12 protein-coding genes, 1 tRNA gene and 1 rRNA gene (1 of these 14 running past the window's edge) are annotated in these 12,500 nt (G+C 46.1%); 11 read left to right on the forward strand and 3 right to left on the reverse strand.

What is annotated here, in order from left to right; all coding sequences use genetic code 11:
- The 4 genes from LC508_RS24940 to LC508_RS24955 all read left to right on the forward strand — a co-directional run.
- Positions 1 to 1,040: ribosomal RNA gene (locus tag LC508_RS24940) — 23S ribosomal RNA — on the forward strand (it extends 1,845 nt beyond the left edge of the window).
- An 88-nt stretch (positions 1,041 to 1,128) separates the two neighbouring features.
- A tRNA-Asn gene (locus LC508_RS24945) sits at positions 1,129 to 1,201 on the forward strand.
- A gap of 95 nt (positions 1,202 to 1,296) precedes the next feature.
- Positions 1,297 to 2,211, forward strand: coding sequence for a LysR family transcriptional regulator (locus tag LC508_RS24950; RefSeq protein ID WP_054353814.1), 915 nt, complete (start codon positions 1,297 to 1,299; stop codon positions 2,209 to 2,211).
- A gap of 138 nt (positions 2,212 to 2,349) precedes the next feature.
- The gene (locus LC508_RS24955; RefSeq protein WP_103733144.1) at positions 2,350 to 3,576 is read left to right on the forward strand and encodes a uroporphyrinogen decarboxylase family protein; all 1,227 of its coding nucleotides are present in this window, start codon (positions 2,350 to 2,352) and stop codon (positions 3,574 to 3,576) included.
- A 298-nt stretch (positions 3,577 to 3,874) separates the two neighbouring features.
- Here LC508_RS24955 and LC508_RS24960 read toward each other — a convergent pair whose 3' ends face one another.
- A complete protein-coding gene (locus tag LC508_RS24960; protein WP_033143143.1) occupies positions 3,875 to 4,783 on the reverse strand; it encodes an AraC family transcriptional regulator in 909 nt (302 codons plus the stop codon).
- A gap of 134 nt (positions 4,784 to 4,917) precedes the next feature.
- On the opposite strand from LC508_RS24960, the gene LC508_RS24965 reads away from it, so the two are divergent.
- The 7 genes from LC508_RS24965 (at position 4,918) to LC508_RS24995 (ending at position 10,755) form a co-directional block, all read left to right on the forward strand.
- Complete coding sequence (locus LC508_RS24965; protein WP_103733141.1) at positions 4,918 to 6,138, forward strand: MFS transporter; 1,221 nt, start codon at positions 4,918 to 4,920, stop codon at positions 6,136 to 6,138.
- 475 nt (positions 6,139 to 6,613) lie between these two features.
- Positions 6,614 to 7,024, forward strand: coding sequence for a peptide deformylase (locus LC508_RS24970; protein ID WP_054353817.1), 411 nt, complete (start codon positions 6,614 to 6,616; stop codon positions 7,022 to 7,024).
- A 12-nt stretch (positions 7,025 to 7,036) separates the two neighbouring features.
- Positions 7,037 to 7,312: a DUF1653 domain-containing protein gene (locus tag LC508_RS24975; protein WP_033143140.1), complete on the forward strand. Its 276-nt coding sequence runs from the start codon at positions 7,037 to 7,039 to the stop codon at positions 7,310 to 7,312.
- A 36-nt stretch (positions 7,313 to 7,348) separates the two neighbouring features.
- Positions 7,349 to 8,014, forward strand: a complete 666-nt coding sequence (locus tag LC508_RS24980; RefSeq protein WP_103732755.1) for a response regulator transcription factor — start codon at positions 7,349 to 7,351, stop codon at positions 8,012 to 8,014.
- An 86-nt stretch (positions 8,015 to 8,100) separates the two neighbouring features.
- Entirely contained in the window at positions 8,101 to 9,015 is a 915-nt protein-coding gene (locus LC508_RS24985) for an ATP-binding cassette domain-containing protein (RefSeq protein WP_054353818.1), read from the forward strand.
- Positions 9,008 to 9,847, forward strand: coding sequence for an ABC transporter permease (locus LC508_RS24990; protein WP_033143137.1), 840 nt, complete (start codon positions 9,008 to 9,010; stop codon positions 9,845 to 9,847). The genes LC508_RS24985 and LC508_RS24990 overlap by 8 nt, the downstream gene beginning before the upstream one ends.
- Before the next feature lie 11 nt (positions 9,848 to 9,858).
- On the forward strand, positions 9,859 to 10,755 hold the full coding sequence (locus tag LC508_RS24995) for a sensor histidine kinase (protein ID WP_054353820.1): 897 nt from the start codon (positions 9,859 to 9,861) through the stop codon (positions 10,753 to 10,755).
- Here the strand turns inward: LC508_RS24995 and LC508_RS25000 are convergent.
- Together LC508_RS25000 and LC508_RS25005 are read right to left on the reverse strand one after the other, a co-directional pair.
- Positions 10,752 to 11,216, reverse strand: coding sequence for a VOC family protein (locus tag LC508_RS25000; protein ID WP_033143135.1), 465 nt, complete (start codon positions 11,214 to 11,216; stop codon positions 10,752 to 10,754). The genes LC508_RS24995 and LC508_RS25000 overlap by 4 nt on opposite strands.
- Before the next feature lie 18 nt (positions 11,217 to 11,234).
- Positions 11,235 to 12,050 carry an AraC family transcriptional regulator gene (locus LC508_RS25005; protein ID WP_103732754.1) on the reverse strand — a complete coding sequence of 272 codons (816 nt, stop codon included), beginning with the start codon at positions 12,048 to 12,050 and terminating at the stop codon, positions 11,235 to 11,237.
- Positions 12,051 to 12,500 lie beyond the last annotated feature (450 nt).

Genomic DNA, 12,500 nt, shown 5'->3' on the forward strand with positions numbered 1-12,500 from the left:
GAGATGTCAGGAAACGAAGCATTGAATTTAAGCCCCAGTAAACGGCGGCCGTAACTATAACGGTCCTAAGGTAGCGAAATTCCTTGTCGGGTAAGTTCCGACCCGCACGAAAGGCGTAATGATTTGAGCGCTGTCTCGGCAATGCATCCGGTGAAATTGAAGTACCAGTGAAGATGCTGGTTACCTGCGCCAGGACGGAAAGACCCCATGGAGCTTTACTCCAGTTTGGTACTGGGGTCCGGTATTGCATGTACAGGATAGGTGGGAGGCTAAGAAGTGGTGACGCCAGTTGCCATGGAGCCGATGTTGGGATACCACCCTTGCAGTATTGGGCTTCTAACCAGCCGCCGTTAGCCGGCGGTGGGACAATGCCAGGCGGGGAGTTTGACTGGGGCGGTCGCCTCCGAAAGAGTATCGGAGGCGCCCAAAGGTTCCCTCAGAATGGTTGGAAACCATTCGCAGAGTGCAAAGGCAGAAGGGAGCTTGACTGCGACACCGACGGGTGGAGCAGGTACGAAAGTAGGGCTTAGTGATCCGGTGGTATTAAGTGGGAATGCCATCGCTCAACGGATAAAAGCTACCCTGGGGATAACAGGCTTATCACTCCCAAGAGTTCACATCGACGGAGTGGTTTGGCACCTCGATGTCGGCTCATCGCATCCTGGGGCTGTAGTAGGTCCCAAGGGTTGGGCTGTTCGCCCATTAAAGCGGTACGCGAGCTGGGTTCAGAACGTCGTGAGACAGTTCGGTCCCTATCCGGCGTGGGCGTAGGATATTTGAGAGGAGCTGTCCTTAGTACGAGAGGACCGGGATGGACGGGCCGCTGGTGTACCTGTTGCAGTGCCAACTGCATGGCAGGGTAGCCAAGCCTGGAAGGGATAAACGCTGAAGGCATCTAAGCGTGAAGCCCCCCTCAAGATGAGATATCCCATTCTTTAAAGAAGTAAGACCCCTTGAAGACGACGAGGTAGATAGGGCAGAGGTGGAAGTGCAGCAATGTATGGAGCTGACTGCTACTAATCGGTCGAGGGCTTGACCTGAGCATGAAAATGCAAACGGCGGAGTTGAAAAAAGGTTTTTGAGTTTTGTATATGCGGTTTTGAAGGTACGGTGTATCATTGTATCTATTCCTCCTTAGCTCAGTCGGTAGAGCATGCGGCTGTTAACCGCAGTGTCGTTGGTTCGAGTCCAACAGGGGGAGCTTTAAACTCTGTAAACATAATTGTTTATGGAGTTTTTTTGTATATGTATTTTTATATAGGTGAAGGACGTCAGTGACTGAAGCGGAGGGAGCGTATGAAATATAATAATAATGTGTTTAACCTTTCATTGCAGCAGATTCAGATCTTTCTAAAGTGCGTCCGCCTGAAAAATTACAGCCGTGTTGCCGCGGAATATAATTTTACTCCGAGCATGGTCAGCAAAACTATCAGTTCCATGGAATCCACACTGGGACTTCAGCTCTTTGTTCGGAAATACCATACGCTTATTCCGACACCTGCGGCCCGGGAACTTGCCGGTGACTGGACGCCGCTTCTGGAAATGATACTTCAAAGTCTGGAAAAGGCCCACACGATCCAGGAGGGATATGCCTCCAACATACGCATAGGGCTGCTGGATACAACGCAGACAGCAGCGTCCTATACAGTTTCCAGGCTGGAGGAGAAGGCATCCAGAGAACTTTCGGAAAAAATCGTATGGGAACGCAGAGATATGCATGAGCTGACCGGTATGATTGAGGATAATTATTTCGATCTTATCATAACCTGGCTTCAGGAAAGCTCTTATTTTGACAACAAAAACATTCTATGGAAGGAGATTTTCCATTCGCAAAACGCGGTTTTTATTCATAAAAGCCATCCGCTGTTTTATGAGGAGGTTCATTCTTTTTCAGAATTTAAACAATATCCCTTTCTGACACTTTCACCTGCAGTTTATCCACATTACTATCATCTGCTGGAGAATGTCTGCAGGACACATGGGTTTACTCCCTTAATATCAGCCAGTGTCTCCAACACAAATTCTATCCGCTATAATCTTTCACTGGGAAAAGGACAGCTTCTGGCGGACGGTCTCATCTGTGACTGGGAATCCTCAGATATCAGAAAGGTGGAGCTGGAAGGATTAGGTGATTCCGGCCTCATCGTGGCCTGGAATCCGGATAACAGGAATCCTCTCATCAGTGAGATCATCCGGCTTCTGACTACATAACTGCATATTCTATAACCCCTTAAAAATGATGAAAAAACGGCACAGCACTGTGCTTTTTCATCATTTTTCTTTTACTGCCCTAAAGTTTATAATGAATATTAACAAGTAACCGGGTTTAATAAAGGAGGTAGTATAGAAATGACACAGTCTAAAATGACATTTTTATTGGAAAGATTGCAAACATTGCAGAATCTTGCTAACTGGCCGAATGCCAATGTACCTGTCACAGCGCTGGTGACGGAATATATTCCTGAGCTATGCAAAGTTCCTTACGATTATCTGTTCCGCGATGACGCAAAGGCCATGGCGGAATGTACACTTCTTGTACAGGATTATTTGAAACTGGATATCCTCACCGCAAATATGGATGTTTACAATTTTGAGGCAGAGGCCATGGGGGCTAAGATAAAATTTTTCCCGGATCACTGTCCTGATTTTGACCGGTCGGATTACTTCATCAAGGATGCTGCTGACCTGGATAAAATCAGGTTTGGGGGACTGGACCAAGGCCGGTTTCCATATCTGATCGAATACTGCAAAGCGTATAAGCATTATACCGGTGTGGATACCTTCCCGATCTTCTCCGCGCCTTGGACACTGGCGGGCAATCTGTATGGCATTGAGAATCTTATCATGGCGACCATAGAAGAGCCGGAATTTGTCCATGAATTTCTCCGCCGTATTGTAGACGATTATCATGTACCCATGTTCCGCGCATTGAATGAAGCCATTCCCGGATTTGCCGAGATGGATTTTGTGGATGCTTTTGCATCCGTACCTATGGTAAATGTTCAAATTGTAGAAAAGTTCATACGGCCCTATCTGCAGCGTGAGCTGGATAAACTTAATATGCCGGGGATGCGGCTGATGGATACTGCCTTTTTCGGAACTGCTATGCTGGAGGGGGATGAGCGGAAACGTTTTGAGGACTTCATCATCTGGTCCAATGGCCGTTTTCTGTGTATAGACCCGGATGCCGCTTCTCTGGGAGCTGATTATGCAAGAGCCGTGGCTACTGAGCGCATGACAGCACTGCAGATAGGTATTTCTGCCACATATCTGGAGTTTGAGCCCATTGACAATATAACAGCACTTGTCCGGGACTATGTGCTGCAGGCAAAAGCAGGTCCCACGCCTGCCATATTCTTTTTCAACAATATTTCACCGAATACTGCGGAAGAAAAAATCCAGGCGGCAGTTTGGGCAGCAAAGGTTTATGGCGCACCCGGGGCAGATGATAAGACACCATACCAGATGCCAGAGTTTCTTTCCTTTGAAGAATTTCTGAAATACAAGCTGAAAAACAACCCGGAAGAGTATACTTTTGAATGGCTGAAGAAATCTGCGTATTCTTATCTGCTGTAAAGAAAATAAAAAGGACCAGCTGGGGGGCTGGTCCTTTTTGGAGAAGGTATTTCTTCTTATGGGGTGTAGCAAAAACTATATAATGTATTGGGGGTAATTTATTTATACTATATTTCAACAGATAAGTGTCAACAAAATTTTAAAAAAATCGAGAAAGAAATTGTGGATTTTTGAAAACAGGGAAAATCCATTGTGGGATTAGAACGTAAAAAGAGGATTTTTGGCCGTTTCATTATGCAATGTGAAAGCTGCAGCATCATGTAGAGCATATGGGGCAATGCAGGCAAATGTCATCTGCTCACTTCAGATCGGAATGAAGCAGAGGAGCACCTGAGCGGAAGGCAGTGGGCGTGACACCGTACTTCTCTCGGAATAATTTGGTGAAGTAGCTGGGGCTTTGGAAACCGCATTGATCTGCGATCTCTATGATACTGCAGCTGCTCTCTGTAAGAAGGCGGAGGGACATGGCAAGTCTGTACTGCTCAAAATACTGGGTGGGAGTCAGACCAAGCACTTTCTTAAAATCCCTCTGGCATTCACGTTTGCATATATTAGCCTGTTTTGCAAGTTGTTCCACGCTGATGGATTCCTGGTAATGGCTGTGGAAATAGTCCAGCATTCGTTTTACCCGTTCCATCAGAAAAGAGGACCTGGCTTCTGTCTGCTGCAGTTCCCCGCTGTTATGTCTGAGGAGAAGCGTAAATACATTTGTCAGTGCCTCTCTCACGGTAAACTCGTATAATTCAGGTTTTGTTCTGCATACCGTGACTGCCTCTTTTATGGAGAGAGCAGCCTCTCTCTGCCAGTCCAGGTCCTTTCGGAAAGCAAAACCTGCCATGGAGGGACAGCGCATGAGGGGCAATATGTATTTTTCATAAAAAATGCTCCCCACATCCCCATAGATCAGGCGGGGATGGAATACAATGTCACTTTCCTCATAGGGAATGCCCGATTCCTCAAAAAATGCGTGAGGAATGCCTGTATTAATGAAAAGTGCCTCCCCTTTACGGAGAGGAAAACGCCTGTTACCCACTGCACACTGCAGGGTTCCTTTGCTTAAATATACCAGTTCAATCTCTTCATGCCAGTGCCAGGGCACATCCCCCTGATTAGGACCGCTGCAGTACCAGGCACAGGGGAATGCCAAATTCCCGTGATTCTGCAGTTCTCTGCCTTTTTCATCCACACGTACTGTATTGTTGATCATTTTTACACCTCTGAATTTTTTCAGTATGTCGCTTTTTTTATAGTATAATACGTTATCATTATGGAAGCAATCCGCATTTTGATTTACAATATGCGGAGATATAAAATGTAAGACATAGGAGGAGTAGATGCATTATGACGTCATTATTATTGATTATTATCTATCTGGCATTTATCAGTCTGGGCCTTCCTGACTCTCTGCTTGGGTCAGCCTGGCCCAGTATGTACCGGGAACTGGGGGCTTCTGTTTCCTGGGCAGGAGTGATCACAATGATTATTGCCGCGGGAACCATTGTCTCCAGTCTGGCCAGCGATTTTCTCACCCGCAGGCTTGGTGCCGGTAAAGTTACGGCGATCAGTGTGGGAATGACTGCGGCGGCACTGTTTGGTTTTTCCATCAGCAATTCCTTCTGGCTTCTGTGCATCTGGGCAGTACCGTACGGACTCGGAGCGGGAAGTGTGGATGCAGCGCTGAATAATTTTGTAGCCCTGCATTATCCCGCCAGGCATATGAGCTGGCTGCACTGTATGTGGGGGCTGGGCGCCAGCATAGGCCCTGTGGTCATGGGATGGGCTGTGGCAGGCGGATTTAAATGGAACGGCGGATATCAGACCATTGCTGTCCTGCAGGTAGCACTGACGGCGGTCCTGATCTTTTCCCTGCCTCTTTGGAAAAAGATGAAGAAAAGACAGATAAACGGCGAAACAACAGATGCCGGAATGGACAAAGGTCAGCCGCCCCGCCGTTATACTTTGCCGCAGCTTGTGAGGCTTAGAGGGGTGAAAGAGGTCCTGATCTGTTTCTTTTGCTATTGTGCACTGGAAAGTACGGCGGGGATGTGGGCAGCCAGTTACTGTACCTTATACCATGGAATTTCGCCTGAGCGGGCAGCACGCTGGGCAAGTCTATTCTATATGGGGATAACAGCGGGCCGGTTTGTCTGCGGTTTTATCACTATGAAGGTAAATGACCGCAATATGATACGTCTTGGACAGGCGGTAGCCGCGCTGGGGATTCTCTGCGTTCTCCTTCCCCTTGGAGGGAATGTCCTCTTTGTGGGGCTGATTCTGATCGGGTGCGGATGTGCGCCTATTTATCCGTCTGTTATACATGAGACGCCTGCCAACTTCGGAGCGGATTTAAGCCAGTCTGTCATTGGCGTGCAGATGGCTGCCGCCTATGTGGGAACCTGCCTGGTCCCGCCTTTGTTCGGGCTTGTTGCACAGTATGTGAATATCGGGCTGTACCCTGTTTTTATGGCAGTGATCTTAGTCTTAATGGTGATCATGTCTGAAAAGCTGCATATTGCAGTGGGACAAAGAGACGTCAAATTATGTACTTTGGAGGAGAATTGATCTCCTGCAGTTCACGTGCAGGGAACCATCAATGTTTTCCGGGAAATATTTGAGAAATGGAAAAAGACCAGCGGGGGAGCTGGTCTTTTTGGAGAAGGTATTTCTTCTTATGGGGTGTAGCAAAAACTATATAATGTATTGGGGGTAATTTATTTATACCTTATTTCAATGAAAAAGTGTCAACAAAAATCAAAAAAAATCCCGGCGTAAATTGTGGAATTTTGAAAATTGGAAAATTTTATTGTGGGAAAAGCCCAGAAAAAGGAATACATATAATAAGTAATTAGTCAGAATGGAAGATATCCGTATGCGTAACAGTTGAATATGGGACAGGAATCGGTTATACTCTTGATTACAGAAAAACCGATGGGAGTGATTAGATGGCATATAAACAGGAATTGTGGGACGAGGCCCAAAAAAGATGTCGGCTGAATGAAGAGGACATGAGAATGGCAAAGGAAATGGGGGAGGCTGAATGATAAAACCAATCGTAAAAGATACTTTCTTCCTCAGCCAAAAATCAGAGCCGGCGGTGAGAGAGGACGGCGCTATTGTGAAGGATTTGCTGGATACCCTCCAGGCAAACAGGGAGCGCTGTGTGGGGATGGCTGCAAATATGATAGGGATTAAGAAAAGGATCATAGCAGTCCAAATGGGAGAAGTCAATCTTCCCATGCTCAACCCTGTCATCGTAAAGAAATCAAAACCCTATGAAACAGAGGAGGGCTGCCTTTCCCTGGAAGGAGTGAGAAGGACGACCCGGTATGAGACAATCGAGGTGGAATACAGGGATGTGAATTTTAAGAGATGTAAACAGCGCTATACAGGCTGGACAGCCCAGATCATCCAGCATGAGATTGACCACTGCGACGGCATTTTGATATAGGAGGACAGGCGTATGGAACCAAGGCTTAAACCGGGGGATATCGTGAAGAATTTTAAAAGAGAGACAGTAAATCCTGACAGCGATACCTATCTGTATCAGATCATGGCATTTGCCACACACTCGGAGACCGATGAGACGCTTGTGATCTATCAGGCGCTCTACAGGCCGTTTGGCGTATGGGCACGTCCCTACGATATGTTCATGAGTGAGGTGGACAGGGAAAAGTACCCGGAGATCAAACAGAAATACAGATTTGAGAAGGTAGAGCAGCGGCTTTTGACTATTTAGGGAAAGAACAGAACGTCAGAGGAAAGGTGTACTGTTATGAAATATATTGCAGTCATAGAGGATGACATTCCCATAGGGGATATGCTGGAAGAAATATTGAAAAAAGAGGGTTATGGAGTCATGCGTGCCTATTCAGGCACAGAGGCACTCCTTCTCCTGGCTCAAAAACAGCCCGACCTGGTTCTGCTGGATCTGATGCTTCCCGGATTATCCGGGGAGGAAGTCCTGCCGAAGCTTGACGGGCTTCCTGTCATTGTGGTGAGCGCAAAAGCGGGAGTGGATGACAAGGTGAATCTGCTGCTTGACGGGGCTGCGGATTATATTACGAAGCCTTTTGAAACCAGGGAACTGCTGGCGCGGATCGCAGTACAGCTTAGAATACAGTCCGCTGTGGTGAAAGATGCGGTGCTTGAGTATGACGGCCTCTGCCTCGATACCGCCGCCCATCAGGTCACTGCAGACGGCATGTCCGTGCGTCTGACAAAGACGGAATTTGCCATATTGAAGCTGCTGATGCAGAATCCCTCCCAGGTTATTACAAAATCCCGGATGCTGGATCTGATCAGCCAGGATACGCCGGATTGTATGGAAAGCTCCCTGAAGGTCCATGTAAGCAATCTGCGGCGGAAACTCAGGGAGATAAAGGATAAGGATTACATTGAGGCTGTGTGGGGAATCGGTTTTAAAATGCGGGAAATGTAATCTTAACCGTTTCTTAACTGTTTGCTTAACTGCTCTCTTAACCATGCCGTGCTATCATGACTGTATCAAATAAAGGAGGCATTGTTATGGAGTATGTTCTGAGTACAGAAAACTTAACAAAACAATATAAAGATTTTAAAGCACTGGACCATCTGACCATGCATGTGGAAAAAGGAGCTATTTACGGCTTCGTCGGAAGAAACGGAGCGGGAAAGACCACTTTGATCCGGCTGATCTGCGGCCTGCAGAGCCCAACATCCGGGGAGTATTCCATTTACGGAAAAAAGTACACATCCGGGGATATCCTGCAGATGCGCCGCAGAATGGGAGCGGTGGTTGAAAATCCATCCATTTATCTCGATATGACGGCTGAAGAAAATATCCGGGAACAGTATGCGATCCTGGGCCGCCCTACTTATGAGGGAATCACAGAACTGCTGGAACTGGTGGGGCTTTCGGGCACAGGCAGGAAAAAGGCCAAGAATTTTTCCCTGGGGATGCGTCAGCGTCTGGGGATTGCCATTGCCCTTGCGGGTGATCCTGATTTTCTGGTGCTGGATGAACCGGTAAACGGGCTGGACCCCCAGGGAATCGTGGAGATGCGGGAGCTGATCCTGAAGCTGAACCGGGAATACAGGATCACGGTGCTGATTTCCAGCCATATTCTGGATGAACTGTCCAGGCTTGCCACCCATTATGGATTTATCGACCAGGGAAGGATCGTGAAGGAGATCACTGCAGGTGATCTGGAGTCTGCCTGTAGAAAATGCATGCACCTGACCGTATCAGATATGCGGTCCCTGATTCGTGTGATGGACGAAAAGAAGATAGAATACGCGGTGACATCTGATCAGGAGGCTGACGTATATGGAGACTGGAATGTCACAGAGCTTATACAGAGCCTGGCCGAACAGGGATGCATCGTATATAAGGTTACAGAAAAGGATGAGAGCCTGGAGAGCTACTATATCAATCTAATAGGGGGTGGCAGCCATGCGTAAGCTCCTTCATGCAAATTTTCTGCGCCTGAAAAAGGATAAATATTTCTGGACCGGGATAGTGGTCATGGCTCTGTATGCGATCGCTGACTGTGCAGGCCAGTACAACAATATGACGAGATATGAGATGACAGTCAGCTATGACGGTGTATTTTTTGCTTCGCATATGGTCATTGGGATGCTCATCGCAGCATTCTGCAGTCTGTATATCGGAACAGAATACAGTGATGGAACGATTCGTAATAAACTGATCGCGGGGTGTGACAGGAAAAGCATCTATCTGTCAAATTTTATAACATGTACGGCAGCAGGGGTCATGATGAACACAGTCTATATGCTGGTGGCAGGAATCCTGGGGATACCGTTGTTTGGATTTTTTGAGAGCAGTATGGGAGCTGTTCTTATGAATCTGCTGAACAGTGTGCTTATGACAGCAGCTTTTACAGCAGTCTTCACTATGCTCTCCATGCTGAACCAGAATAAGGCGCTGGTGGCAGTCATCAGTATGATTGGGGTTTTTGCGGCAATCATCCTGGCGCTCTATATTGCCATGAAACTGGGAGAAAAGGAGTTTGTGGATGGTGCTGTCATGTCAAAGACGGTTGGGGATACCACTACGCAGACAATACAAAAAATCCCTAATCCCATGTATCTGAAGCCTGCCCAGAGAGCTGCGCATCAATTTGTGCTTGATTTGCTGCCTACAGGGCAGAGTCTGCAGATTGCGTCGCTGTCTGTAAGGAATCCATGGACTTTGGGAGCTTATTCCCTTATTATTACGGGTGTGGTAAATATTGTGGGCGTTTTTTGTTTTAAGAGAAAAGATTTGAAATAGAGGAAAAAGATATGGTCTGTCTGCTTGGTGTTCTGTGCGCAGTCCTTGCGCTGTTTAATTTTATATTGTGGATAAAGATTGCCGGTTATCGGAAGGCAGCAGATGAAATCTGCGAAGAAATGGAGGCAAGGCTGGGCAGAGACACCAATGTAGGGATTGATATCAGCATTTCAGACCATAAAATGCGCCGGCTTGCGGCTGAGATTGACAGACAGATGAAACTTCTCAGAAAGGAACAAATCCGTTATCTGCAGGGCGATAAGGAGCTTAAGGAGGCAGTGACAAATATTTCCCATGACCTGCGCACACCGCTTACTGCGGTCTGCGGATATATGGAACTGCTGGAAAGGGAAGATACATCAGAGAAGGTGCAGACATATCTGGGGATCATACAGGAGAGAATCGACAGACTAAAACAGCTTACAGAAGAATTGTTCCGGTATTCTCTGGTAATGTCTGTTCATCAATATGAAGAAAAAGAGGTTGTGAGTCTGAACCAGGCGCTGGAGGAGTGTATCGCGGCTTATTACGGTGCGTTTAAGGATAAGGGAATCACACCGGATATCAGGATACCGGAGAGGAAGATAGAACGGCTGCTGAATAAAGCGGCTCTTTCCCGTGTCCTGGAAAATATAATCGGGAATGCACTGAAGTACAGTGACGGGGACCTGAGGATTATTCTGATGGAAGATGGAAAGGCAGTGTTCTGCAATCACGCGGCGGAAATGAATGAAGTATTGGCAGAGAAGCTATTTGACCGTTATTACACTGTGGAGAGTGGAAAAAATGCTACGGGGCTTGGCCTGTCCATTGCCAGACTGCTGACAGAGGAGATGGGAGGCCGTATGGGAGCGGCCTTTGAACATGGGGAGCTGAAGATTTGGGTTGCGTTCAGATCCCCTGTTTAATGCTCCAGAAGTTTATTTAAATCCTCAATGGACGCCCCCATTTTTACTGAAACTTCATCCATGCTCATTCCGGATGTGAGAAATCGGTTTATGACCATTTTCATATCCTCTCCCACTTCGATCATATGTCCGTCCGGATCATAAAATCGAACAACACGCTGTCCCCAGTCGTGTTCCATGACTTCACTTAAATATTCAATATGGGGATACTGCCTCAGCTTGTCTAAGAATCCGTCAAAGTCCTGCTCCTCAAAGCAAATCTCCATATTATTGGACTTTTTTCCTATGCTTTCTTTTGGCAGATTGACAAGCCAGTCAAAATCTTCCTGCAGTGCCAAACCGCAGGTAAACGAAATGTTTCTGCCGTAATCCTGATATAATTCCAAACCGAATAAATCTTCATAGAACCTTCTGGCTGCATGGATATCTGCCACTGAGATGACGATACAAGTGTGCTTCATGATAAGTTTTCCTTTCTGTTAGTTGTTATATAATCTGCTGTACTGTTTCGGGGTGATTCTGGCGTACTTTTTGAAAAAGTTAGTAAAATGGCTTTGACTGCTAAACCCCAGTTGATAAGTGATATCAGCCAAATCCTTTCCTTCTCTCAGCATTTTTTTCGCTTCTGTCATTCTGAGACATTCAATAAAGCGATAGGGGGATATGCCTTTTTCCCGGGTGAACATCCGCAGAAAATGATATTTGCTGAGCCCGGAAAGACGACTTAGATCCTGTAAGGTGATCGTATGCATATAATTGCATTCCATATAATCGCAGACACGGGCAGTGATACAGGAGGCATCGGCATGTTCCTTTGGCAGCGGTTTGGAAAAATCAGAAACCAAGTCACCAAGGATCAGGTAAAGCAGCTCCTCTTTCTGGAGAATGTCACACGATCCGTCTGTGATCAAACCGATGAGTTCCTCCATCTGCGCAGCCAGATCACTTTGGCAGATGACCTGCGGCTCAAAATACGGACAAACATCAAATCCAAGACACTCCACCATCAACTCCTGCATACGCGCAGCGGTAATGTGAACACATCTGAAATCCAAAAGTTCCTTTTTCAATTCCAGACAAGCGTGATTATCATTTGGATTAAAAAGAAGTAAGTCGTTCTTTTCCACAATATATTCTTTGGACTGGCATATCACACGTCTGCTTCCGCTGGCTATATAGCCCAACTCATAATAATCATGAAAATGATTGGGCAGTTTCTCTACTTCTCCTGCAAGTGTCAATACTTCTATATTCAATTGTTTATCTAATATTATTTTTCCCATAGAATGATTCATTTTAATACCTCTGTGCAGTATTTCCTCTTTATTATAGTTAGTATTATAACATTTTTCTTGCAGATTATTGCGGTTTCAAGTGGATTTTAGATATGTTTCGGTGTTCGGCGGGGCAGTGGGTACAGCTGTATTTCCTATATACCCATGGGAAACTTAGCAATGGTTCCACATGCTTTGCGGATAGAAGGGAGGAAAACGCCAAATTTTATATGTAATATAAGGCGGTGTGACTGTGATTTCTTCATGCTTTACAGATAATTTGAAAGCTTTCTTGTGTTTTATTATGTAATCCGGAAGTGCTAGTCCATATTATCTGTTCATTTTACAGATAATGCGGAGGAGAACATTGGCTTTAGTGGGTAATCATATGGATTTTTTTGCTGTTTGTTCTTTTCTTACAGATAACTTAAGAAAAAGTTTTTGATGCTATATGTAAATTTGAAAAAACGC

Origin of the sequence: Blautia parvula, from assembly GCF_020215665.1 — a bacterium.
GTDB classification, from domain to species: domain Bacteria; phylum Bacillota; class Clostridia; order Lachnospirales; family Lachnospiraceae; genus Blautia; species Blautia celeris.

Excerpts from the sequence above, each read along its gene's own strand:
- LC508_RS24965 (WP_103733141.1), top strand. The coding sequence starts at position 4,918 with ATGACGTCATTATTATTGATTATTATCTATCTGGCATTTATCAGTCTG.
- LC508_RS24960 (WP_033143143.1), bottom strand. The coding sequence starts at position 4,783 with ATGATCAACAATACAGTACGTGTGGATGAAAAAGGCAGAGAACTGCAG.
- LC508_RS24975 (WP_033143140.1), top strand. The coding sequence starts at position 7,037 with ATGGAACCAAGGCTTAAACCGGGGGATATCGTGAAGAATTTTAAAAGA.
- LC508_RS24985 (WP_054353818.1), top strand. The coding sequence starts at position 8,101 with ATGGAGTATGTTCTGAGTACAGAAAACTTAACAAAACAATATAAAGAT.
- LC508_RS24990 (WP_033143137.1), top strand. The coding sequence starts at position 9,008 with ATGCGTAAGCTCCTTCATGCAAATTTTCTGCGCCTGAAAAAGGATAAA.
- LC508_RS24980 (WP_103732755.1), top strand. The coding sequence starts at position 7,349 with ATGAAATATATTGCAGTCATAGAGGATGACATTCCCATAGGGGATATG.
- LC508_RS24995 (WP_054353820.1), top strand. The coding sequence starts at position 9,859 with ATGGTCTGTCTGCTTGGTGTTCTGTGCGCAGTCCTTGCGCTGTTTAAT.
- LC508_RS24970 (WP_054353817.1), top strand. The coding sequence starts at position 6,614 with ATGATAAAACCAATCGTAAAAGATACTTTCTTCCTCAGCCAAAAATCA.
- LC508_RS24955 (WP_103733144.1), top strand. The coding sequence starts at position 2,350 with ATGACACAGTCTAAAATGACATTTTTATTGGAAAGATTGCAAACATTG.
- LC508_RS25005 (WP_103732754.1), bottom strand. The coding sequence starts at position 12,050 with ATGAATCATTCTATGGGAAAAATAATATTAGATAAACAATTGAATATA.
- LC508_RS25000 (WP_033143135.1), bottom strand. The coding sequence starts at position 11,216 with ATGAAGCACACTTGTATCGTCATCTCAGTGGCAGATATCCATGCAGCC.
- LC508_RS24950 (WP_054353814.1), top strand. The coding sequence starts at position 1,297 with ATGAAATATAATAATAATGTGTTTAACCTTTCATTGCAGCAGATTCAG.